The organism is Halobacillus sp. A5, from assembly GCF_024189315.1.
Classification (GTDB): Bacteria; Bacillota; Bacilli; order Bacillales; family Halobacillaceae; genus Halobacillus_A.
Window position 1 is genome coordinate 1,090,439 of sequence record NZ_JAIZEO010000001.1, and the last position, 22,320, is coordinate 1,112,758.

General features: G+C 38.2%; 26 protein-coding genes and 2 pseudogenes. 1 reads left to right on the forward strand and 27 read right to left on the reverse strand.

Annotated elements, in window-relative coordinates:
* Positions 1-111: 111 nt before the first annotated feature.
* From LF822_RS05660 to LF822_RS05755, 20 genes and pseudogenes are all read right to left on the reverse strand, one after another.
* Positions 112-420 carry a hypothetical protein gene (locus LF822_RS05660; protein ID WP_253922959.1) on the reverse strand — a complete coding sequence of 103 codons (309 nt, stop codon included), beginning with the start codon at positions 418-420 and terminating at the stop codon, positions 112-114.
* 298 nt (positions 421-718) lie between these two features.
* Entirely contained in the window at positions 719-913 is a 195-nt protein-coding gene (locus tag LF822_RS05665; protein ID WP_253922960.1) for a hypothetical protein, read from the reverse strand.
* Between the two features lie 122 nt (positions 914-1,035).
* Positions 1,036-1,884 (reverse strand): sialate O-acetylesterase, encoded by an 849-nt coding sequence (locus LF822_RS05670; RefSeq protein WP_253922961.1) that lies wholly within the window; start codon positions 1,882-1,884, stop codon positions 1,036-1,038.
* 226 nt (positions 1,885-2,110) lie between these two features.
* On the reverse strand, positions 2,111-2,647 hold the full coding sequence (locus tag LF822_RS05675) for a DinB family protein (RefSeq protein WP_256521556.1): 537 nt from the start codon (positions 2,645-2,647) through the stop codon (positions 2,111-2,113).
* On the reverse strand, positions 2,648-3,190 hold the full coding sequence (locus tag LF822_RS05680) for a nucleoside/nucleotide kinase family protein (RefSeq protein WP_253922962.1): 543 nt from the start codon (positions 3,188-3,190) through the stop codon (positions 2,648-2,650).
* A gap of 233 nt (positions 3,191-3,423) precedes the next feature.
* Complete coding sequence (locus LF822_RS05685) at positions 3,424-4,266, reverse strand: nucleotidyltransferase domain-containing protein (protein ID WP_253922963.1); 843 nt, start codon at positions 4,264-4,266, stop codon at positions 3,424-3,426.
* Positions 4,267-4,427: 161 nt separating this feature from the next.
* Positions 4,428-4,794: pseudogene (locus LF822_RS05690) on the reverse strand (IS1595 family transposase); the annotation flags it as partial.
* Between the two features lie 119 nt (positions 4,795-4,913).
* Positions 4,914-5,366: a site-2 protease family protein gene (locus LF822_RS05695; protein WP_253922964.1), complete on the reverse strand. Its 453-nt coding sequence runs from the start codon at positions 5,364-5,366 to the stop codon at positions 4,914-4,916.
* 111 nt (positions 5,367-5,477) lie between these two features.
* Positions 5,478-6,020 carry a DUF4269 domain-containing protein gene (locus LF822_RS05700; RefSeq protein ID WP_253922965.1) on the reverse strand — a complete coding sequence of 181 codons (543 nt, stop codon included), beginning with the start codon at positions 6,018-6,020 and terminating at the stop codon, positions 5,478-5,480.
* Positions 6,021-6,208: 188 nt separating this feature from the next.
* Complete coding sequence (locus tag LF822_RS05705; RefSeq protein ID WP_371925855.1) at positions 6,209-7,273, reverse strand: reverse transcriptase domain-containing protein; 1,065 nt, start codon at positions 7,271-7,273, stop codon at positions 6,209-6,211.
* Entirely contained in the window at positions 7,270-8,004 is a 735-nt protein-coding gene (istB, locus tag LF822_RS05710) for an IS21-like element helper ATPase IstB (RefSeq protein ID WP_253923484.1), read from the reverse strand. The genes LF822_RS05705 and istB overlap by 4 nt, the downstream gene beginning before the upstream one ends.
* Positions 8,005-8,007: 3 nt before the next feature.
* Positions 8,008-9,204, reverse strand: coding sequence for an IS21 family transposase (gene istA, locus LF822_RS05715; RefSeq protein WP_253922966.1), 1,197 nt, complete (start codon positions 9,202-9,204; stop codon positions 8,008-8,010).
* Between the two features lie 118 nt (positions 9,205-9,322).
* A pseudogene (locus LF822_RS05720) lies at positions 9,323-10,141 on the reverse strand (reverse transcriptase domain-containing protein); the annotation flags it as partial.
* An 863-nt stretch (positions 10,142-11,004) separates the two neighbouring features.
* Positions 11,005-11,331 (reverse strand): hypothetical protein, encoded by a 327-nt coding sequence (locus LF822_RS05725; RefSeq protein ID WP_253922967.1) that lies wholly within the window; start codon positions 11,329-11,331, stop codon positions 11,005-11,007.
* A 274-nt stretch (positions 11,332-11,605) separates the two neighbouring features.
* On the reverse strand, positions 11,606-12,037 hold the full coding sequence (locus LF822_RS05730; protein ID WP_253922968.1) for a hypothetical protein: 432 nt from the start codon (positions 12,035-12,037) through the stop codon (positions 11,606-11,608).
* Positions 12,038-12,323: 286 nt separating this feature from the next.
* Positions 12,324-13,007 (reverse strand): AbiU2 domain-containing protein, encoded by a 684-nt coding sequence (locus LF822_RS05735; RefSeq protein WP_253922969.1) that lies wholly within the window; start codon positions 13,005-13,007, stop codon positions 12,324-12,326.
* 504 nt (positions 13,008-13,511) lie between these two features.
* Positions 13,512-14,789 carry an IS110 family RNA-guided transposase gene (locus LF822_RS05740; RefSeq protein ID WP_253922970.1) on the reverse strand — a complete coding sequence of 426 codons (1,278 nt, stop codon included), beginning with the start codon at positions 14,787-14,789 and terminating at the stop codon, positions 13,512-13,514.
* Between the two features lie 248 nt (positions 14,790-15,037).
* On the reverse strand, positions 15,038-15,577 hold the full coding sequence (locus LF822_RS05745) for a YcxB family protein (RefSeq protein WP_253922971.1): 540 nt from the start codon (positions 15,575-15,577) through the stop codon (positions 15,038-15,040).
* A gap of 72 nt (positions 15,578-15,649) precedes the next feature.
* Entirely contained in the window at positions 15,650-16,192 is a 543-nt protein-coding gene (locus LF822_RS05750) for a P-loop NTPase family protein (RefSeq protein ID WP_253922972.1), read from the reverse strand.
* A 54-nt stretch (positions 16,193-16,246) separates the two neighbouring features.
* Positions 16,247-16,531 (reverse strand): hypothetical protein, encoded by a 285-nt coding sequence (locus LF822_RS05755; RefSeq protein WP_253922973.1) that lies wholly within the window; start codon positions 16,529-16,531, stop codon positions 16,247-16,249.
* 214 nt (positions 16,532-16,745) lie between these two features.
* Between LF822_RS05755 and LF822_RS05760 the strand changes: the two genes are divergently transcribed.
* Positions 16,746-18,302 carry an alkaline phosphatase gene (locus LF822_RS05760; protein WP_371925834.1) on the forward strand — a complete coding sequence of 519 codons (1,557 nt, stop codon included), beginning with the start codon at positions 16,746-16,748 and terminating at the stop codon, positions 18,300-18,302.
* Between the two features lie 312 nt (positions 18,303-18,614).
* On the opposite strand, the gene LF822_RS05765 is transcribed toward LF822_RS05760, so the two are convergent.
* The 7 genes from LF822_RS05765 to LF822_RS05795 all read right to left on the reverse strand — a co-directional run bounded on the left by LF822_RS05765 (position 18,615) and on the right by LF822_RS05795 (position 22,282).
* Positions 18,615-19,439 (reverse strand): undecaprenyl-diphosphate phosphatase, encoded by an 825-nt coding sequence (locus LF822_RS05765; protein ID WP_253922974.1) that lies wholly within the window; start codon positions 19,437-19,439, stop codon positions 18,615-18,617.
* 15 nt (positions 19,440-19,454) lie between these two features.
* Positions 19,455-19,646, reverse strand: coding sequence for a hypothetical protein (locus LF822_RS05770; RefSeq protein WP_253922975.1), 192 nt, complete (start codon positions 19,644-19,646; stop codon positions 19,455-19,457).
* 42 nt (positions 19,647-19,688) lie between these two features.
* Positions 19,689-20,009, reverse strand: a complete 321-nt coding sequence (locus LF822_RS05775) for a hypothetical protein (RefSeq protein ID WP_253922976.1) — start codon at positions 20,007-20,009, stop codon at positions 19,689-19,691.
* A gap of 159 nt (positions 20,010-20,168) precedes the next feature.
* Positions 20,169-20,360, reverse strand: a complete 192-nt coding sequence (locus tag LF822_RS05780) for a DUF6366 family protein (RefSeq protein WP_253922977.1) — start codon at positions 20,358-20,360, stop codon at positions 20,169-20,171.
* Between the two features lie 32 nt (positions 20,361-20,392).
* Positions 20,393-21,106 (reverse strand): methyltransferase domain-containing protein, encoded by a 714-nt coding sequence (locus LF822_RS05785; protein ID WP_253922978.1) that lies wholly within the window; start codon positions 21,104-21,106, stop codon positions 20,393-20,395.
* Positions 21,096-21,635, reverse strand: coding sequence for a GNAT family N-acetyltransferase (locus tag LF822_RS05790; RefSeq protein WP_253922979.1), 540 nt, complete (start codon positions 21,633-21,635; stop codon positions 21,096-21,098). The genes LF822_RS05785 and LF822_RS05790 overlap by 11 nt, the downstream gene beginning before the upstream one ends.
* Positions 21,635-22,282, reverse strand: coding sequence for a Type 1 glutamine amidotransferase-like domain-containing protein (locus tag LF822_RS05795; protein WP_253922980.1), 648 nt, complete (start codon positions 22,280-22,282; stop codon positions 21,635-21,637). The genes LF822_RS05790 and LF822_RS05795 overlap by 1 nt, the downstream gene beginning before the upstream one ends.
* Between the last annotated feature and the right edge of the window lie 38 nt (positions 22,283-22,320).

A 22,320-nucleotide genomic window follows, 5' to 3' on the forward strand; every position in this document is an offset into this window, starting at 1 on the left:
AATTGCTTTCATCTTATTTCCAGTATAGCCCCAGTTTTTATAAGACTTGAATTCGAGACATTTCCATCACTATAACTATTAAAAAAACCATCCTTAGTAAACAAAATGATTCTATTTCTCAGGTTGAATAAAATTCCTTTTCCTTACTAATAAAATTACAGTAACAATGACTATACAAATTAAAGTGATTGCAATTATGGAGAGCATTCCCCCAAATAATAAGAATTCATTGATTGGTCCTGCATACTTAAACCATAACAATGCACTAATGAGACCAAAGACAAAAATAAAGCAACTTGCTAAAATTACATTTTCTAACATCTTTTTATTTTTCATCAAACCTCGCTTAGCTGCAATATAGCTTAATACTGCGCCCAATAAAATAAGTGTAGATAACCCACTAAATACAAGCACAGTCATTAGATACATCTCCTTTTGAGTAAATCTAGTTAAGGTTATTTATTTCTTCAGCGTAATTTTATTCCGAATGGATCGTTAGAGCATTCTATAACACGAAAATCTCCTCTACAGATAGCCTTCACTAAAAACTCACAAAATTTATCTGCTTTAGCTTCAAAACTGGTTATTATCTCGAAACTGAGTCTTACCCAATTACTCGGTAGCGAAAGCGAGTGCTCATATTGAACAATCGCCCCGTTTATGTAATACTCGGATTCGAGATATCTCTTACTGTTCTTTTATTTTAGCACCCGTTAGTTTAAAAGTCCTGTGCAATTAAACTATAAACAAAAGGAATAAAAAGAGCTAACCCAAGACAAATTATAGCTACCATTTTTGACTGGTTAGCGAGCCGTTTATCACCTTTTTGTAGATTTTCTATAAAATTAAGGGTATAGGAAAAACACAAAATGATTAGCAAAATCGAAATAAAACTTATCCATCCTAAATTCACATAATCGCCTCCCTTGACAGTTCAATTAACCTGATTCGTTAGTTCAATATTTTCGTCTATATATTTAGAAATGGGGACCAACCATTATTCAAGATTAGCTCCCGATTGTTTAACAAGTTGTTTTATTCCCTTTCATTAATATTGGAGATATTAATAGAAAACTCCCCAAAACTTAATTGTCCTAAAGCAAACTTTGTACTTTGAACAAACCTACGTTCATTTTTAGTTAGTTCACGTTTTGCTACCTTTTCAATCCATTCTTGCTCAAAGTCTAAACTATCTAAAATATGCTTTTGTTTTGAAAAAGCTTCATGGTATCTTAATCCAAATTTTCTTTGGGATATAGCATTAATATGAATGCCATCTGGATTTGCTGATAAGCCTTTTGATGTTACAAAATAGCAATTTTTTTCGGTATGAGCAACTTTAGATAATACCTGGTTGATTTGTTTATATTCTACAGCGCTTTTTTCAAATCCGACTTCTCCAAGGTAATGGCCCAACTCACCGATAATAATCGGGATATCTGGTGCATTCAATTCTTCTCTCAAATGTTTAAATAATGAACGCAACTTTTCTTCATACGTCTTATAACGTTCTCCGTAACTGTCACTTTCTCCTTGATGCCACAGAATTCCCACTATTTCACTTGTTTCCATAGCAAATTTTGCTTCAGAAATTGCATGTCTTGTTAATAGTCCATCAATTGTCCACTCATCAATAGAGCTTCCTCCTTCAGCACATGGTATCAACCCAATGGACTCACCCGGATGATCCTCCGTCCAAGCCTGAGCAAAAGAGGCTGATGGACCAACACCAGATACGTGGCGATCAAAATTAATCGGTTCTGCCATCATTTGCCATCTGCCGTTTCGCAACACATTTATATGCTCATTATAAATCGGCGCTACATCCTTAATAAATCCTCTACCTGCCATATTTGATTGTCCGATTAATAAAATAGATTTCATAGAAAAACCTTCTTTCTTTGTTTGCATAGGTCTAATTAGACTAAACAGGATTAAGAGTATTCTTAATTAGACTTTTTAGTCAAGTCGATTTTGTCTTTATTCAACTAACCCCATTTGCATAACTTAACGGAGCAAACCCTTGTGTTAAAGATTAGCCCCAGATTGTGTAAGACTCGATTTCAAGATACTCTAAAAAAGCTTATCTGATCTACAATGAAATAAATAACTATTCTTTTGACATCATTTTTCTAATTATCCTTATTTGACCTCTATGGTTGATTTCATCTTCAAAAACATGAAACCCAATAAAATAGTTATTAGAGGGATAATGGTCCCAAAGCCGGTTTTCGTATAACCATTCATCGGTCATCATCTCAAATTTCTGAAGTGTTCTATGTCTAATTTCTTCAAGTTTTGTGATATAAAAATCTAGTGGATATCCATTAATGTTTTTTCTTCCTTTTTCTCCAAGACTATAAGGGGATCCCCATTCCAACATTTCCTGTTCATTTGGTCTTCGGCCATCAAAAATTTCTATTTGAAACCCTTTCTCTACAGCAGCTATATGTAATAAAAGAGCTCCAATACTATTCCCCTCCCTACTTGGTAAAAAATCCAATTCAGAGGTTGTTAGGCCTGATACAGCATCCAGCGTTGTTTTTCTCACATAGTTCATTTGCGACACTAGATGACCTATTTGTGGAGTGAATCCTTTTAATGACCCTATTTTACTTCCAATTGAAACACTTCCTTTCCATAACAATCATACTATCTTCACTACATTTTTAGTGATAATATCTGCAACCTCAAATTTAGGTAGTGCACCGTCTACAATTAGGTCAGAATTTGGTTTTGTCGTATCTAACATAGTAAGATAACCTCGCCTCCCTCTAGCTAAGTAGTTATCTAAATCCAGTAATATATCTTCAGCAGAACCACTTTTAAAATCTCTATTTATTCTGCGTGCCATTGCAATATCCAATGGAGTATCAATAAACACGGCAAAATCAATAAGACTACTTGTTTTATTATGTAAATATGCAAATGGAAAATCTAATATTATGTACTCTAGAGGTTCAGTAAGGAACTGTTTTATATCTCTAATAAGTGGTGATAAGTCCCAATCATCAGGGTTACAGCCATTATCAATCCATTTAATTATGTCTTTAGGAGCTTCAAAATCATAGTCATCAAAATATATCGTTTTACTATTTGGTAGCTTCCCATTTAAGCAAGAAGCAATTGTCGTTTTTCCGCCGCCTGAAACCGCAGCAATAGCAATTACCATTGGTGATTTTCTTTTCATTAAACTCCTCCAATATTTCCGTTTGTTATTTAAATTATGGCGAGTACTCTATTGAGCAATCGCCCCAGTTTTCATAAGACTTGAATTCAAGATAATCTATTTTTTAATAGGCTCTGTTAAATTTCAATGTTGATATTTATATATAGAAAAAGGACTTCTAATTATCGGAAGTCCAGTAATGAACTAATGCCTTATTAATCTAATGCTCTCTTCAAGTGAAAAGTGAGACATTATCAAAGAGGTAAATGTATTTCCCTTGTTGGGTTATACACATTTAGCCACTGTTCTGTTTCCGCCTCAATCCAATTCCCAAAATGATTCAAGAATTTTACTGTTTCTTCTGAACTTGATAAGGGGTTGATTGAGTACCAAAGAGCTGTCCTCATCTCTTGTTCTTTTTCAGGATAATGCTTGGAGAATAGTTCGAAAGCTGGGTATAAGTCCCTTGTGTATGAGTGCTCTTTATCAATGACAAGCACTCCACCAGCCCTCACAATAATTCTCATTACCCACGAACACCAATCCTTTATGTCCTCTATGTCATTATTTCCAGATAAACCTTGCTTAGCAGTATCAATAAGAGATGTTAAGTGAATAAGATGTTCATTCGCCAATGATATATCAGGTTTATAATCAGGGAGCTTATTTATTAGGTTTTCACCATAAACACAAACGCCATATGTTTTTAGAATAAAGGGAATCATTGAGCAATATTTGGACTCCTCAAACTCAATTAAAGGGGAGAATCCGAATTCCACACCGTTTATAAAACGGAATTTTTGGTCAATAAATTGTTCAGTTTCCTCAACCCAATCAAGGTCAATATCTTGAGGATTCGAATAAGTTACTATGATCACGTCAACATCAGATACACCTTCAATGTCTAACCCTCTTGGCACAGACCCTCTTATATAAATGCTGTGAATTTCCTTTGGTAAAGCGATAAGACAACTTTCATTTATTAGTCTGATTACCTCTAGAAATTTATTATTGATTTTTTCGGGTTTAGACTCGTTTACTATATATCCTTTATCGTCTATAGAACATAAAGAACCTATTTTTCTAATTTCAGTCATACTTAAAAGTCCCCATTTCTTTGGATTTATTCAGGGACCACGTAGTTTATAGGGGGCTTATACGCTTCCCTTAAATCAATTGAACCCCAGTAATAGTTATTTTCATTTTCATAAACAACGCCTCCTTTAAGAATCTATATAGTTCAAAAATGCAATATTATTTATACTTTGAACTTAGATAACCAGAGTGTATCATAAGTTTCCACACTTGGGATTAAATTCCGTTTGCTTATCATATCATTCTTGTGACTTCGTTTCTCTGGTGATGAAAGCTCTCCAACATTTGAACCACGCAAGGTAATTGTTCAGATACTTGGTCGCCACCCCGTTAAAGCGCTGTATCCACCCTTTCAGCCTTCGGTGGTAGTAATTAACGATCTGGATGTGATAAATACCCTTGGTGCGGATTTTACCGTCCGATTTGAATTGATAGATAGTCATACCATTATCAAACGCATATGTTTTAAAGGCACGCCAAGCATCGGTACATAGCACATTCTCACTCGAAATTTTACGCCCGATGGCTTTGTATGTATGTAAATAAGCTAGGGGCTTATTTTGCAAATGCCCCCGATACAGTAAGAATTAATTCCGAGATATCTCGTTTGAGAAACTAGCCATTTTCTTTGTTAATGTAGAGATAAGAATTAACTTTTTAAAACTCTCGAAATCATCTGTTTGCCGTCTGACTCCCCATGGATTAGTGTTACTGGAAGTAAGTTAAGAACTTGAAGGTAGGACAAAAAAATAAAGCTATCTACATAATTCCTAAAATAGAAGAACTCATATCCTGTAAATATATCAAGTATAACAGCTGTAGCAAGGTTGAAAATAATTCCTCCTAATAGAAATAAAGAAGTTTGAAATTTTGTCATTTTTCCTTCCATATCTTCATTGAGTGTTACCCAACCGAAAGCAAAATACGCTGACTTAATACTTAACAAGTCTTTCTCAAAAATTACTTTTCCCATCCCTATTGAAATCTCTTCTATTTTCTGTGAGAATAGCTTTGCAAAAAAAGCATGACCAAACTCATGAACAATTGAAACTATTGGAAAAAGAATAAACATATATATTAAAAAGTTAAATGCAAAATCCATGACCTCTCTCCTTAGTCACACCGATTATGTAAGATAATTACTTCTTAAGCAATAGCCCCAAATAGTTGAAGACTTGAAATCAAGATAATTCCCACTTCCAGTGAGTAAATTTCAGCAATCCAGACTTATAATTCTTTCTTTAATTCCATATTGAACCAAGCCTTTATAAGGATCCCCTTCAATACCTAATAGCTCACAGAACGCTGGTTCAGTCTTATACCCCTGTTTTTTGAGTTCAATAACTTTACCTTTAAGCGACGGATTATTTTTTAAGAGTTCGTATTCAATAATCATATGTAAATAAGCGTTCTGACGCTCTATAGGTTGATTTTGGCCAAAGAGTTCTAATTCAAATTTGTCATAGAAGAAATTCGCCTTAACAACTCTATGTCCTAATATAGTTGTTCTTTTCAAAGTAAAGCCAGGCATATTTCCATAAAGGTTGTTTAGCTTATTTCCAAACAGCTTTAGGTCTTTGACTTCCATAACGATGTCGAGATCTGAATTATCTAAGTCAACACCAATGGGAACAGTTCCACAAAGCACAGGATTGTAGATACTCAATTCATCAAATATATCCAGTTCTGTAATAGTGCTATAAGCATTTCGTTGCTTTTTATTACCTTCTTTCATTCTTTCGAAAAGATCAACCAACAGATTCCCCCCTAATAAAGCACATTAGAAAAGCATCCAAATACTAAAGTATGTTAATAAAGAATTGTTAGCAATAGGTAAGCGTTTGAGGTTATCTCCGGCTTTTCCCCTGCTCCACACCGGACGTGCTAGTTTCCCAGCATCCGGCGTTCCATCTAAAGGTATGTACTAAATTATAAGTTCCTATGTTACTCTGCGAGACTGGATGCTTCGATCCCTTCCACCCCACATACCTTTCGGTATTGATTGATCTTATCTAAGATCAATCGATTCTGTGGTAACTTTTCAAGGTAAACCTTTATCTTTTCTATATCTTTCATATGGATAAGTCGGTGAATATCCTTATGAAGATTACGGAGATTTTGAAATTGATCCGAACCTCCTTGGTTCCTTGGCACGTAATGATGGCAGTGAACGTCTGATGCATGGAGGTACTCACCTGTAATTTCGCGTCTCCCCATCTTCATACTATACCGGCTAATACGATTATCCAGGTATTCGATACTTCGTTTCGGTAGAGAAGACTTCATTAAGTGACCGATTTCTTTCTGGATATCAGGGCGGAGACTTTTGTGTATCTGTTCTCTGCCTGTCTTTGTATAAAGCGAAAGCTTTGGACTGAAGTTCCTCGTATGAAATGTTTTCACATTGCCTATAGGGAACAGATACACACCATTGATATTGAATGTTTTCGTTCCTAAGCTAAAGGTTTTCTTATAAAAAGGCGGTGGCTGAAAAGGATGTTCTAGCTTTCCAACCGGACGAAGACGGTTCACTAGAAATGGTTTAAGATCGTAAGCAAGACGTGAGAACACAAGATTTACAAGAGTCGCTCGCTTAAAGTATTGGTGAAGTCCCAGAACAAAACTATTGTAACGATGAATATTCTCAGCAGAAGGTGAACTTTTCATTCTCCGAATGAGCTTTTTCGCTTCCTGCTTCATTTTCTTTCTTTTAGAAGAAATGACCCCAGTATGGGCCACTCGTTTCTTACCCTTTTTATTCGCCCGAATGGTGAACCCTAAGAACTCAGATTCTCGTTTTCTTAAGTTTACAATTTGAGATTTCTCCGGTGAGATGTCCAGTTTCAAACGCTCTTTGAGGTACAGACGTACCGCATGGTACCACCTTTGCGCTGTCTTTCCATCCCGACAAAGAATTTTAAAATCATCAGCATATCGGACCAGGTTGTCAAGGCCGTTTAATTTTATACAAAATCGTCGGGTTAAAATTATACAAAGCTGCCACCTTATTTGGCAGCTTTGTTTTTCATTCGAAAACTTGGCCCATCAATAGAAAACACTCTTGAATGATGAAGTAACCGATCCAATATGGCCGTCGCAATAATTCCATCGCCTAAAACCTCTCCCCACTGGCTGAACGTCTTGTTCGACGTTAGAATAATAGAGCTATTTTCATACCTACGGCTAATTACTTGAAATAAGTAATGACCACCTTGGTCTGATAGATTCAAATAGCCCATTTCGTCGATGATCAAGAGAGAAGGCTTAGCGATTCCTCTCATTTTCTTATCCAATTTCCCTTGTCCATCTGCTGTCTCAAGGGACGTAACGAGTTCCTGAGCTGTCATAAAATACGTTTTCAATCCTTTGCTTATGGCTTCTAGAGCGATTGAAACCGCAAGGTGTGTTTTCCCAACGCCAGGCGGACCTAGGAAAATAAGATTCTGACTTTGTTCGATGAAACTGAGACTCATATATTCTTCGATGTCCCTTCGGGTCACACCACTAATACGATCAAAGTCAAACGTATCCAACGTCTTTTTGAAAGGTAAGCGGGAGAGTCTCAGTAAAGTTTGTCTGCTTCTCTCGATTCTCGCTTGGTTTTCCACTTCTAGTAGTCGCTCAAGAAAGATATGATATGGTATATTATCTTTAGAAGCTTCTTCAATGAGGTTACGCCATTTCAGTTGAATTGTAGATAATTTGAGTGATTCACAGTATGTATCAATCACTTGATTCATCACTTATCGCTCTCCCTCTTGAAGAAATCGGTCGTAGACGCTTAGTGGGCGAACAGCGACCTCAACATCTGATGCAGCGTGAAAGGTGCCAGCCTTTGAACGCTGCTTTTTTCTTATCTGTTCGGAGAGAGGTAAGATCTTATCATCTGTGGTGTAGGTAAGAATGGCTTCGCCATGGTGGTAAACGGTAATCCTTCCATCCAGGGTTTCCTTAATCATGACTTCATGTCCTGCATAAGTAGAGCTCATAAGAATTTTTCTAGCGTGATAGTTCAGCACACCATCTCTTCCTATTTTCCGATAGGTGAGATAGCTTACTTCATATTTAGAAGGAAGAGAATCGAGAGATTCTTTCATCCATAACTCTACAGGCTTCCGTTCTGTTGTAGAGTGAACACGTTGATTCGCGGTGTCTTCTACCCACCTCATAAGTGTCCGGTTCAAATCCTGTAAGGATTGGACGGAAGATGTCTCTAGCCATCCATTCATGTAGCCAATGAAACGTTCCACCTTTCCTTTTGTTTGAGGACGATAAGGTCGATGGACCTTAGGGGTAAACCCGTAATGATCTACAAAGTCCAAGAACTTTTCATTCCATTCAATTTCAGGTCCATTTCTTCGATTGATTATGGTTTTCATATTATCGAACAGGACTTTTTGCGTGACACCACCAAAGTATTCAAAAGCATTAATGAGACATTGAAATAGGTGCTCTCGGTCTTGCTTCTCCGCAAAACAAACATAACTCATTCGTGAATAAGAGAGAGTGGCCACAAATATCATAAGGGGAATTGTATCTCCATCTACCTGATAAAGACCAGCTTCTTTCCAGTCCACCTGTATTTGTTCTCCCGGTTCTGTTTCATACCTCCGGGTATGACTTTCCTTGAAGGACTTGCGATAAGGCTGTACAAAATCTTTTAGAATCGTCTTCCCTCCAGAATACCCCTGTTTTCGGATCTCCTGATAGAGTTTTTCACAATTGAAAACATGATCTTTCTGTAATCGTTTAAGCAAGTAGTCCTTGTAAGGATCTAACTTAGACCCTTTATTTGCTCGCTTTTGTATGTGGTTTTTCTCCCGTTCGCTTAAGGATTTAACCGTATGACGATGCATACCTAAGAGTTGGGCAATGTCTGTATAAGACATACCCCGTTCTAGTAATTCTTTCACCTTTCGTCGCTCTCCCTCCAGCTTCATAAACTAAATCTCCTCCCCTTTAGGAATCAATTTAATTATGAAGCTTGTCGAAATTTAAGGCGACGATTTTGTATGTTTTTAGCCGGCTATATTGTCCATTTTAAATGCGACTCTTTCACAGGTATCCTTGTTTCAAATTCGTTTGTTTTCTCGCTCGCCTTCTGGCATCATCTGAACTGTAGGCTTTCGTCAGGGGAAATACTTCCCACTGGTCGGCAACCCATTGGTCTAGATCATTTAAGACGACATTAGAAAGAAGAGGGGATAAAATTCCACCTTGTGGCGAACCCTTCTCGGGCACTCCTTCTCCATCAATCTCCGAAGTGATCATTTTTGAGATACAGGCTAGTACCTTACGGTCTTGAATACCGATGTTCCAGAGTTGCCTCTTTAATAGACGATGATTTACGTTATCAAAGAAACTCTTAATATCTACATCAACGACGTAATGAAGTTGACCGCGATTAATCAAAGATTGTATTCTTGCCATAGCATGATGAGCAGACTGGAGAGGTCTGAATCCGTAGCTATGTTTGAAGAATTGAGATTCTACAATCGGTTCGAGAACTTGTTTAAAGCATTGTTGGATCACTCGATCCAGGATGCACGGAATCCCAAGGGGTCTCCATTTTCCGTTGTCTTTTTCAATCCATTCTCTGCGAACTTTCTTCGGGCAATAGTTTCTAAGTTTCGTTCGGACTTCGTTTACCAGATCATTTTCGGAGAGCTCTTTCATGTCATCGATAGTTTTCCCATCGGTGCCTGGTGTTTTAGATCCTTTATTGGTTTTGATCATGCGAAAGGCGAGCAGGATGTTTTCTCTCGATATGATGGTTTCATATAGATAAGAAAACGTATGTCCCTGACTCGCTTTTTCATAAAGATCCGTAAAGGTCTCCGTCATATTATAGTAATCCCAGTTTCGCAGCGTTGACACTGTGGCATCCCTCCTTTGGAGCGATGTTCCCACGTTCCTACCCGATCGGTGCCATTCACGTTAAGAAAATAATCGTTTCATACTCTAGACTTGGGGCTATTCTTCCACTTCTATTACAGAAGTTTCATCAGTCATTCCCCTACCCTCACAAGGATAAATGCTTTTCAGCATATCTTTATAGCAACCGTTTCGGGTGACAGCCCTTGATTCAACGTTCCTTGCTTTCCAAGTACCATACAACGTAGCTATCAATACTAGAATTAGGTGCTTCCTGTAAGCCTGTGAGCTGGATACCGCCTTGGTTCGGTATAGCGTCTTTCAGATGGGGCAGTTTTACTCCACACCACTCACGTCATCGTTAGATGACCACATAAGTTTCCTTACGTTCGTATCTTTAGACCCTTACCTTCGGAAGTTCGTCAGTTCCTATCTCAAAGAACGATTCTCACCTTAACTAGGTATTAGCCGTCCGGCATATCCTCAGGCATACCTTTTCTTTGCAAATAGCTTTAGCCTTTGTTCTGCCGCCTTCACCTGTGCTTCATACCAAGAGACCTGTCCGTCTCAACGCATGCAGGAGTATTAACGGGATGGTTTCGGGAAACATGGATCCTTCATTCCCATCCTCCGTTGTACAGTTGAAATTTAATCCAACAGATTCCCTGCCTTTCGCGCTGAAAAGCGCTTATAGCAGAACTTGTCGCGCGCCCCAATTAGCGAAAGACTTGATTTCAAGATAAATTAATTTATGTTGATTAAAACACCGGTATAAAGTTTTCATTTCTCTAATTTATCTTACTTTTTATTTTGGAAGACCCATTCCAAGACCGTTGCATTGACTAACTCTCGCTCTAAACTTTACTTTAAGAGGAGGTATTTATTAGCCTAATTTTGAACAGGAATAACCCCCACCATCCTAATAAAAAGAAATAGCCAATCAATACGAAAACTGACCAAAAAGCACCGTGTTGTATTTGACTAACTAAATAATCAAATTCATTCAAACCTCTTGGTCTTCCAATACTATTTATCAGACTAACTATCGGAACTGTAATAGTAAATAAAACGGCAACAATGGACCAACCTTTATTACCCTTTTTAACAACACTAAATACTGCAGTGCCTAAAGTCGCAATAATAAATAAGTAATATATTGCCCAGATCCAATCAGCCAATGTCTCCCATTGCATATCATTCCCTCCTTAAAACATCGCCTATATTTTATATTGTTTCTTGCAGGACCTTCACTCTTTTTCAGTTTCTCTAAATTCCTGTACAACTGCCCTACACTACCTTTCAATAAAACAACTTCCCGGGATAACTCTCAACAATTATAAGTATAGAGGACAATTTAACTAACTAAAGAAAAGCCCCCAATTATGGAAGACTCGATTTCAAGATAATCTAACCAGACCCCCACTACCATTTATTTAGATGACTCAAATGGGGACCTATAATTTAATTCTAATCCTTTACATCAATACTAAAACTTGAATGCACCTTCCCATCAACATAAACCTTAAATAACCAACTTCCAGTCTCACCTTCATTAAAACTCACTCGCCCTGCGCTTAGAGCTTGGGCTGGGATCTCTTCATTTTGGTTAGTTTCGATGAGCCTTTCCTGAAATGTTTTCTGTTCTCTGGTATTTTCATTAGTGGCTACTAGCCTATGAGTTTCACCTACTAGCTCCTCTTCCTCACCCCAGAAATAAAACTCATATAAAGTTACTTGATTATTAGCTTTAAATTCAAGTATATCTTTTGGTTCGTTAGCAGGGTCCCACATTCCGAATCTTCCTTCCTCACCTGTCAATTCGAAACCATTACTAGTAAACGTTGGACTGAGGTTATTCTCTATATTCAACTCATCTTCTGTGGACTTATTGTCAGCCATCCATATTGCAACACCTAAAAGAATAAATACGAGAATTGGCCCCCAAATTTTTGGGTGTTTTTTTAAATAAAAGATGATTCCTCGCCCCATTCTAAAATTGTGATTACCGTAAATCTTCAAATAATAGAGCAACAGGTTTGTGCTTATTGAATCAATCTCCGTTAATGCATTGAGCGTTAGCTTTAGACTTTTCTTATTTAAGTAAATATACCTAATAATTAGATGAAAATTGGGGAAACAATAGTGCTTTAAGAATCGCCCCTGTTTGTTTAATTTTGTATAGCAGCTACTTTCTATTGTACGTCTGCTCTCTCACCATTTTGTTTATATCGCTCTTATACGGCTCTACTTTGTATAACCAATTTAAAATATTGTCTATGTCAGTAATATTTGTTGCATTTATTGATTGGTAACTATTATTGTAATCTCCTTCATATTTATTTAAAATTTCTGCCACTAACTCAATAAGCGTTCTTAGATCACTTATTGTTATTGGATATTCTTCTCCTAAAATTTTACGATCCTGGAAGTACTTTTTATCAGAATGAGCGAAACTTCCATCCCTCCAAGCAAATACTTTATTTATTAATGGTTCTTGGTCTGATAATAGTACCAAATGATTTTCAATTGATTTTTCTGTTATTCCACCAACACCCTTTTCCTTAAGCGCTGAATTATTAAAGATAGCTTTGTGATTTGCTTTAATGAAGTTTAGAAAATTGAAAATAGTTCTTCCTTTTTGGTTTCTTTTCTCATAGATTTTAGCAACACCTATAATAACACTGGATAATAAAGATTCCTGGATTAGATAAAAAAAAGCAGGTGACTTATTCAATATTTCTAAACGATCATTTCTTCTTTTTCTTATGTGTACGTATAGTTCAAGAAAAGAATTAAGTGTAATGATTTCTTGAAATAAAGCTTCCTTGTATGTTTCAAAGTGACTTATAATCGTTTTTTTGGAGTTCAAATTGCCATCTTCCCATCATTTTTAGTACTTTACTTAACCTACGAACCAGTACTCATACGGTTTCAAAAAAAGATAATTATCTCGAAACTGAGTCTTAAACTATCCTCCCTCTATAAAGAAAGGACAATCTTACGATTTCTCCTGTTTTCTCAGGATTTCATAGCCGTACATATTTAGCATTTATTTGAATCGTGGAATTTCGTTGTATTTTTGTCTAATTATGGAGTTTTAGAGCCTGACAGTGTACACCCAAGTGCTAATTTCTAAAAAATTTGGGTTGTGATTCACTTATGATCGCACTTATGGATGTCCACAATTCTCATGGAGGTGAACCCTCCCATGTCTCACAGAGTCAATGCTCTAAAATTCCTTCGTACAACCTTTCCATGAGGTGGATGTCAGTAATGCTGCCCTGCAGGATCAATGTCCGTAGGTTAGTTGGTTTGACTGACTAATCCGTGCTTCAAATGTCTATATAGCTAAGATAACTATGACTACAAAAAACTAAGCTGCTGTCTGCAATTCTTTCATATGAGGAATATCTCTTAACATCTTCTCTTCACTAAACTCAAATTGTTTCTTACCGATGGCAAACAATATTCTTATCAGTTTATTACACAAGGCAATCATCGATTGCATCTTTTTCAGAGGATTGTTGGGTCGTTTCGTATAGTATTCATGTAGAGCTTTAAAAGCAGAATTCTTGGCGACAAGGGGCATGACGACTCTAAACAATAGGGCTCTCAATTTCTTTCGGCCTCGCTTTGTCTGACCTTTATGTTGTCCTGAGGTATTCTCTTTCAAATTCAAGCCTGCTAACTTTATAATCTGGCGAGGATGAGAGTAGCCTTTAAGGTCTCCGACCTCTGAAAAGAACCCTACCACAGTGTCTCTTCCTATGCCTGTGATTCCCAGCATTTGTTGCACGCCAGGCACCTGTTCAAGTAGAGAGTCCATTCTGGACTCAAGCTTTTCCAACTTTTGATGAATCAATTGATACTTCTCTAACAGGGTATGGAGCTCTAATTTAGCCATATCCGAACCTTGACGAATGCCTACTGAACATCCAGCCACTCGCTTTAATTCCTGCATCTTCTCTAACCCTACGCCACGTTTGACTGTCTTTCGAAGGTGCAACATTAGTTCTCGATCTGTGAGTTTCATAAGTTCATGTGGAAGTAAGTTAAGTTTCAATATTTGAAGAGCTGCTTTACCCTCCCAATTTTTAAACACCGTTAATAACTCAGGGAAATGCCGATCAATCCAGTTATGAATTTGGCCCTGCACTACTTGAAGGTCAACAGATAGAAGATCACGAATTTTTTTAGCTCCACGGAGTTCTGCATAAACTCCTTGCGGAATGTTTGGTTCAGCGTATCTCCCATCTTTCACTAATTGTGCAATAACCTTCGCATCTTTGATGTCATTCTTTGTAGGTGAATTATCATCCAACTCTTTCGATTTCTTCACATGTGAAGGGTTCACGACCACGAACTTGATATCCTTCTCCGTTAAGAAATGAGCTAGGTTGAGCCAGTAATGACCGGTAGGTTCCATACCAATCAAGATTTGGTTCATATGATGATCAGTAAGTAACTGTTGAATCCAGTCAAGTAAGCTATTGAATCCTGCTTGTGTATTCTCGAATGTTAGAGATGATCCTAGTTCTATACCTCTAAAATCTTGAGCTCGTGCGACATGATTGTGTTTCGCAATATCCACGCCTACAATTAGTGTTTGAGATGTTATTTGAGCAAGCTTCTTATTTTGGTTATAATTCATTTCATGGCCTCCTGGTATATGAATTTGTCCTTTGTGCTGGCCAGCTTCAGGACATATCTATCATACCAAGAGGTCATTTTTTCGTGAAATACGATATTTCTTCATAACAGGAATGCTGCCCTTATATAGAAGACTCAGTTCCAAGATAACCACCATACAATGTGAATAACTGTACCTCTTAACCACTCAAAATATGCAACCCAAAAAGTAAAGGCAGACCTCATCCAAGGTCTGCCTTTACTTTTTGGTTAAGCCTGCTTTTCTTTTCGTAACTTAATCTGCTTTGTATTCGACTGGTTCTTTACCATTGTTTTGAATGCTTGTACATCATCTTCAGACTGAAAAAACCACTTAGGTACAATCATGGCATTTTGTTTAGACAAATAAAGCTGAAACATATCTTTATGCTCATGCACAGCCATTAAATCGGACCATTTAAAACGGTTGGTTGCATTTTTTGTTTTTTGATGAATATTTCCCGGCCGGAACGTATAGACTGCTTCATTTTGAAGCGGTATATTTTTCTTATATTCCCTCGTAGCTCTAAAATTGATCATTATTATGAGGAATAAGACCATAATTCCGGCCAACAGGAAGGAAACAATGGCTGTAAATATAACTGAGAATAGTAAGGGCCCTTCCAATGATTGAAAACTAACAAAAAAGAACAAAGCAAATGCTGCTAAGAAATAAAATAATTTCACCTTTTTCATATGATAATTGTTATGTCTTCTATAATCAGCTGATGTAAGTTTACCACTCGCCATTATTTTTTGATTTTCCTTCATAACACCACTCCTCGAATGCAAATTCCTTATACAGCTTATCACGAAGAAAGCGTTTTTTGTAAAAAAACTGCTTCATGGACTAGTGTTAAAGTGATTAAATATATTTCTGTCTTTACCATCTACTCCTTTAATTCCTGAAGTAATCACGTACAGCTTATCTTCGTGGCTGCGAAGTTTCTCCATAATAAGCGGCTTACTCTTCTTCTCGAAATGGGCGTTCCATTTAAACATTTTGAAAAATATAGATAAGGTCGGCTTGTAGTTTGCTTTTTCTACTCCGGCTTTCTGTTTTACAAAACGTGTAATGATCCTTAATGTCCGCACTGTGTAGGGAGTGTCGAGAAAAATAATGATATCTGCTTTTTGAAAGCATTCGTTAGTCCATGCTTCGTAGTGTACGCCTTCAATCACCCAGGATTTTAAGTTTACTATAGTATGTAGATCATTTTCTCTTTCTTGTTCTGTTCTGCGAGTGTCTCCTGATTTATCTCTTTTCCAGGCCACGTTGTCGAGCTCATAATAAGGAATTTCCAGCTTGGAAGATAAAGTTCTTGCTAATGTGGTCTTCCCGCTTGCGACAGAGCCGATGATATGTATTTTATAAAGTTTAACCATCTTGACACCCACTCTTTCTTACTCACTCAAGGATCGCTTCTATTCAAATTACTTTTATATTAACCACAGTATGAAAGCACAAATCCATACGAGAGCAAAGCCTAATTCTGCTAAATAAACCGTTTTCTCTTCTCGGTGTACATAGCTTTCTGCTGCGTCTATAAATGAACCTGCACCGGCAATACCAAATACATAACCTATGATCCCTTCGAACTCTTGCTTAATTCCATAAAGCAGGAGCAAACCTGCTGTGAGTGCAAATACAACCCTAACCAGGTTCACAGGTTTAGAGCTTTTATATCTCTTGTCTTGAAAAAATATCCCCTTTCGTTTGCTCACTCCTTCGCCTCCTTCATTATTCCTAATTGTCTTACGAGTCAACTTCGCGTTCGTTTCATTTTTAAGTACATCTTTATCGCTACTTATGGCACAGGATAAAATACTTATTTTTTTTATTTTCAATAGATTTACATTTAGTTATCTTTCTATTAATACTAGAGCGCTAGTATTGCGGATGTAATACCCATTACATATTTTAGAAGGGAGAAGGCAGATGATTAAAAAATCCGCAGCTCTGTTGGTAAGTACAACCATCTTGTTCTCAGGTGCAGGTTTAGGAGGGCATCAGCCTGTCTATGCTGATGAAACATCCTCAGATAAGAAAGTAAAAAATGTGATTTACATGATTCCTGATGGTTACTCAGCTGGCTATGCTACGAATTACCGCTGGTTTAAAGGGGAGGATTCTGTTTTTGATCCTTACCTAAAAGGAATGATGAAAACTTACTCAGAAGACACTGAAGTGACCGATTCTGCAGCTGCAGGTACAGCTATGGCTACTGGTCATAAAACGAATAACGGAATGATTGGCGTTACTCCTGATGGTGAAAAAGTCGATAGTATACTTCACGCTTCAGAAAATGCAGGAAAATCCTCGGGTCTTGTAGCTACTTCTACTATAACCCATGCTACACCCGCTGTGTTTGCTTCCCACGTAGAAGACCGTGACAATGAAGCCGGGATTGCTCCGCAGCTTCTTGAGAATGATGTAGACGTTTTATTAGGTGGAGGGAAAGAAATGTTCTTACCCGAATCCGAAGGCGGAGAACAGGAAGAGAATCTATTAACGCAGGCAGAGGAAAGTGGATACTCCTTTGTTGAAAACCAGGAGGAACTGTCAAATGTAGAAAATGATGAAAAAATTCTCGGTTTATTTGCTGATGGCCCTCTAAGCCCTGAAATGGAACGCGGGGAAACTGAAGAGCCAAGTTTATCAGAGATGACCTCCACCGCCATTCAATCCCTTTCTCAAGATGAAGAAGGCTTCTTCCTTATGGTGGAAGGCAGTCAGATTGACTGGGCCGGCCATGCTCACGATGCCGCCTGGGCTATGAATGATACCGCTGCTTTTGAGGAAGCAGCCGCAGAAGCATTAGACTATGCAAAGCAGGATGAAGAAACGCTTGTAGTCATTGCGGGTGATCATGAAACAGGCGGAATGACAGTCGGATCCAATGGAGAATACGATGTGAAACAGGATGTCGTACAAGGGGTAAGTGCTACCGGTGATCATATGGCGGAGCAATTAGACGAGGATCGATCGAATGTGGCACAAGTAGTAGAGGAGTACGCTGGTGTTGAGCTCTCGAAAGAAGAAGTAGAAACCATACGTTCAGCCGAAAAACCAAATGAAGCTATAAATGACGCCGTAAGTGACCATGCTCTTGTTGGGTGGACAAGCTCCGTACACACGGGAGTGGACGTTCCTATTTATGCTTATGGTCCGTCTTCTGATGATTTTTCAGGCCTTGTTAATAACATAGATATTCCAACTAAAATGGCGGAGGCTATGGGGCTAGAACTTGAAGATGCTCCAGAAAATGATGATAGTAAAGAGGCTTCCTGGAAGAATAAGGGCGGTTTAAATTATGCATCTCCTGCGTCGGGCTGGAACAAATGGAGTGTCGTAGATTACTTAAAATCTCATGGCTATCCTTCTGATTTCTCCTTTAGAGGTGAAATCGCCAGCAGCTATAAGTTAACGGATTACAAAGGAACTGCACCCCAAAACTTATCCATGCTTGATCAGTTAAAGCAAGAATTCGAATAAATACAAAGAGACACCTCTCTTTTTAGAAGAAGTCAGTGATCGTCGGGCCACACACGTTTCCTTAACTGACAAGCCTGAGCATATTGAGCCGGCCGCGGAGAAATTACTACAATTCTTTGAGGATAACTTAAAGTAAGGAGCACGTACAGGCAGTAAAGGCAATTGCTGCTGCTTCCCGGATTTACAGAACCGGCGGAATGCTGGAGTAACTAATAAAAACCTTCAACACCCAGTTTCTCTTTTTATAACTGGAGGTTGAAGGTTTTTCGCTATACAACTATTAAGAGTTTTTATTTTACACTAAAGTGCCTATTAGAAATAAACAAGGTAAACCGCTGCTGCCAATACAAGCCTGTATATCGCAAAGGGCATTAACTTCACTTTTTGAATCACGTTTAAGAAAAAACGGATCGACAGCAAAGCAAACAAAAAAGCGGTAATAAACCCGGCTGCAAAATAAGGAAAAGCGTCCAAAGTAAAATAGGACCAATTTTTCATTAAGGAGAGGCCGCTTGCCCCTAACATAATAGGCACTGCCATTATAAATGTGAAGTCTGCCGCAGACCGGTAGCTCATCCCAAGGAGCACCCCGCCCGAGATCGTAGATCCTGATCTTGAGAATCCAGGCCACAGAGAGAAGCATTGAATTAATCCAACAGTAAAAGCCTGACGGTGAGTAATATCATCGACTGTTAACGTCAGGGGGGCCTTCCTTCTCCATTTATCTGCAGCCATCATTAGAAAGGAGCCGAGAATAAGACCGATCCCCACTGTAGAGACCGAGAACAAATGCTCGTCAATAAAATCTTCAAAAAACAACCCAAGAACAACAGCCGGCAATAAGCCTGCCAGGATATGACTGAACTTCAATCTTTTTAGAGGCTGAGACTCAGACGTTGTTAAGTCCTTAAATAATTGTTTGAACCGCTCCTTAAACACGACCACCACAGCACAGATGGAACCCAGCTGAATTACAACTTTAAACGTATTCGCTGCGTATTTTGATAGAAATTGATCCGAGTGAAGCCATAAATCGTCCACTACGATCATATGACCCGTAGAGGAAATCGGAGCAAATTCAGTTAACCCTTCGACCATTCCTAAAATAATCACCTTGATTAGATCTATTATTTCCATTGAACGATCCCTCTTTTAGTTCTCCCGGAAGTTTATCAAGTCTTTAAAAACGTCAATATTCACGAATTCCCCAGAATAATGAGGAATGAGTTCAAGCCAATTTACGCCTGCGAACATACCGGCCAGTCCAATAGTTCCAAAGAATAGGGCGAGCACTATACCTGCAGACACAATCCATTCTATGTTTTCTTTACTCTGTTTATCCATCATTCTTCTCCTTTAATTTTAATTTGAAATTAAAGCATAGAATTACAGATAATCTCCCTGGATATTCTTAAAATGAACTGCATAATACGAACTGTCCTTAATATAAGAAGTGGAGGCACCATTGAGGGAATGATGAATAGCTGACACTTTTATCTTTCTTATTTTCATAGGTAAAAGAAATACGGATTTAAATACCAGTAGAGGGGATGATGAGGAAAAGTTCACAGCAGAAACTTCAGTTTCCCTGTCGTCATCACTGAAGGTAACATCGTGGGTTACGACTTCAGATTGAAGGGGAAAGTTACCAGCCATGCTAAAGGCGGCAAGGAAGACAACTATAAGCAAAACCATTCTTTTACTCATGGAAACGCCACCTGTTCGATTATAATATGTTCATCATATCCTAAACAGGTTTCTTATAGGATAGGCAGACATACCTATTTACACTCGATTTTTTAACTATTTGGTACATTATGCGCAACCCTGTAAATGGCAGACCCCTCCATCATGTTAAAGTCACATTTAAAACAACCAGAAAAATAGTAGAACACCCCCTATTAAGCAGCTTATTATCATTGCAGAAGCCTTCCATCTTAACCCGCTTACCAAGTCAGACAGCCCAGATCCTTCAAATCCGCCTGCAGGATTATTTTTTGACTCCTGCTGCCGCAATCTGTTCCGGCGGCTTTCTGGTGTTTCACGTTTATGATTCATTTCTCCTGCCTCCCATTCTATGAGCGAATGAATTAATAGGATCTGTATTTCTTTATTACCAGCATCTGGTCAGCATTTGCTTGAAATTCATAAGGGACTTTAACTTCTTCAGTATCAAAACCCATATCACGATAATAAGAATGTATGTGATCTAGATATTTATAGCGATTTCCTTGTAAATCTACTGTAGGAAAAATACGCACTTCCTCTTTTGCCACACGTATAAGCTCATCTATCGCTTTTAAATGAAAATCCTCATCTAACCGGTCAGCATACATAAATAAGAAATGAGCGGATAACACAATGTCAAACTGTTGATCTTCAAAGGGTAACTCAGGTAAAGTTACAGGCACATAGTGCTCATTAAATTGATGCATGTGATCCGTACATTTCTTTAGTGCGCTCAAACGGTATTCCTCTAATGCATGTAAATTTTTAAAGTAGCTCCATATATAATTACTTTTCGCCTTCTCCATATGATTTATAGCATGGTGGACATCCTGCCTCCCCTTCAATTCAAGCTGATCCAGTGAGTGATCATAAGCGATATCAGCTGCTGTTATGTCCAGTCCTTTTTCTCTTCCCTCGGCGGTAAATGAACAAGCGCCCGCGGGACAATCCAGAATCTTTCTGCCCTTTAAACGATCCTCGGATAAGTCAAACATATCCATATATTCTTCATAGGTTCTTCCAATAAAAATTATTTTATCAAGATTCATCTTTGTGCTGATGTCTTTATTCCTCATCTCTGCTCTCCTCCCCTATTTTTGTGTGTTCCCATGCATAGGCTGTTTCCTTGTAGAAATGGCCGGCAATCTCAATCTGCTTCTCATCCACTTTGCCTGCACCGAGCTGTTCATAGAATTTACGATACGGGTTTTCCTTAAGGACCCAGACGATTAAAGATTGGATACCAGCTTCATTGAACTTCTTCATTAAAGTTTGAATAAGCTTGCTCCCTATTCCCTTATCCTGGTATTCTTCATAAAGATAAATGGCGTATAATTCACCTTTATACTTATATTCGCCTGTCCGTTCCAACCCTCCGTGGCAAAAGCCGACCACCTGCCCTTTTCGGTCCTGTGCTACATATATATAATGTTCTTCACATTGACGGATCAAGCTTTTCCATTTCTGAATTTTTGTTTGAGCGTTTAAAGAATTCAGAAAGGAATGAGGAAGAATTCCTTTGTACGTTGTTTTCCAGCTGGTTGTACTTACGTCGGCGACCGCTTCGGCGTCCTCCAAAACGGCCCTGCGAATCATATAATTCATTACTGCCTCCCGATGACTTTTTTTCCATTCTTATTAAATATGTATACAGAATCCGCCCCTATAGCAAAGCTTCTATTCCCCCGGCAGACGACCGCTGCCCCATCTGAAATAGCAAGAACCGATGATTCTAACCTCTTCGCAAATGACATTACCTTATCATCGTCTTCCGGCTTATAGTGACACCATATTCCTTCCACTAGATTCATTCCACGCTCAGGGCAATTATGATCAACACTATTAATATACTTCCCAAAAATAATCGCACCTGCACTTTGACCATAAAGAATTCCACCATTTTGATAATAAGCCAGCAGTACTTCTTCAAACTCTGATTCCCTGATAGTTTTGAGCAATTGTAAAGCACTGCCTCCGCTAAGATATATAGAGGAAAAAGAATGTAAGTCTCCGTAACTTTTATCTCTTAAGTCCGTCCACATTACCACTTCCCGAACTCCATAATCTCTGAATAAATTATAAGTATAATCATAGCTTTCTTCGTAGGACCTCTTCTTTAAATCACCTGCAAGCGGAATATATAACAATGGTCTGGCTGTATCAATGATATTCGAAAAATACTGATTAATTCGCATAGTTTCCCCTGCGTCTCCTCCGCCACAAAGAATTAAAGTCCCATTCTTATTCACCATCTGCCCCTCCTGAGTACATATAAATCATAGCTGGCATC

What these genes read in the sequence shown, in the direction of transcription:
- LF822_RS05760 (WP_371925834.1), top strand. Translation starts at nt 16,746, where the DNA reads ATGATTAAAAAATCCGCAGCTCTGTTGGTAAGTACAACCATCTTGTTC.
- LF822_RS05780 (WP_253922977.1), bottom strand. Translation starts at nt 20,360, where the DNA reads ATGAATCATAAACGTGAAACACCAGAAAGCCGCCGGAACAGATTGCGG.
- LF822_RS05660 (WP_253922959.1), bottom strand. Translation starts at nt 420, where the DNA reads ATGACTGTGCTTGTATTTAGTGGGTTATCTACACTTATTTTATTGGGC.
- LF822_RS05750 (WP_253922972.1), bottom strand. Translation starts at nt 16,192, where the DNA reads ATGGTTAAACTTTATAAAATACATATCATCGGCTCTGTCGCAAGCGGG.
- istA (WP_253922966.1), bottom strand. Translation starts at nt 9,204, where the DNA reads ATGAAGCTGGAGGGAGAGCGACGAAAGGTGAAAGAATTACTAGAACGG.
- LF822_RS05725 (WP_253922967.1), bottom strand. Translation starts at nt 11,331, where the DNA reads ATGCAATGGGAGACATTGGCTGATTGGATCTGGGCAATATATTACTTA.
- LF822_RS05680 (WP_253922962.1), bottom strand. Translation starts at nt 3,190, where the DNA reads ATGAAAAGAAAATCACCAATGGTAATTGCTATTGCTGCGGTTTCAGGC.
- LF822_RS05685 (WP_253922963.1), bottom strand. Translation starts at nt 4,266, where the DNA reads ATGACTGAAATTAGAAAAATAGGTTCTTTATGTTCTATAGACGATAAA.
- LF822_RS05790 (WP_253922979.1), bottom strand. Translation starts at nt 21,635, where the DNA reads ATGAATTATATGATTCGCAGGGCCGTTTTGGAGGACGCCGAAGCGGTC.
- LF822_RS05730 (WP_253922968.1), bottom strand. Translation starts at nt 12,037, where the DNA reads ATGGCTGACAATAAGTCCACAGAAGATGAGTTGAATATAGAGAATAAC.
- istB (WP_253923484.1), bottom strand. Translation starts at nt 8,004, where the DNA reads ATGAATCAAGTGATTGATACATACTGTGAATCACTCAAATTATCTACA.
- LF822_RS05795 (WP_253922980.1), bottom strand. Translation starts at nt 22,282, where the DNA reads ATGGTGAATAAGAATGGGACTTTAATTCTTTGTGGCGGAGGAGACGCA.
- LF822_RS05745 (WP_253922971.1), bottom strand. Translation starts at nt 15,577, where the DNA reads ATGAAGGAAAATCAAAAAATAATGGCGAGTGGTAAACTTACATCAGCT.
- LF822_RS05765 (WP_253922974.1), bottom strand. Translation starts at nt 19,439, where the DNA reads ATGGAAATAATAGATCTAATCAAGGTGATTATTTTAGGAATGGTCGAA.
- LF822_RS05695 (WP_253922964.1), bottom strand. Translation starts at nt 5,366, where the DNA reads ATGGATTTTGCATTTAACTTTTTAATATATATGTTTATTCTTTTTCCA.
- LF822_RS05740 (WP_253922970.1), bottom strand. Translation starts at nt 14,789, where the DNA reads ATGAATTATAACCAAAATAAGAAGCTTGCTCAAATAACATCTCAAACA.
- LF822_RS05775 (WP_253922976.1), bottom strand. Translation starts at nt 20,009, where the DNA reads ATGAGTAAAAGAATGGTTTTGCTTATAGTTGTCTTCCTTGCCGCCTTT.
- LF822_RS05670 (WP_253922961.1), bottom strand. Translation starts at nt 1,884, where the DNA reads ATGAAATCTATTTTATTAATCGGACAATCAAATATGGCAGGTAGAGGA.
- LF822_RS05785 (WP_253922978.1), bottom strand. Translation starts at nt 21,106, where the DNA reads ATGAGGAATAAAGACATCAGCACAAAGATGAATCTTGATAAAATAATT.
- LF822_RS05770 (WP_253922975.1), bottom strand. Translation starts at nt 19,646, where the DNA reads ATGGATAAACAGAGTAAAGAAAACATAGAATGGATTGTGTCTGCAGGT.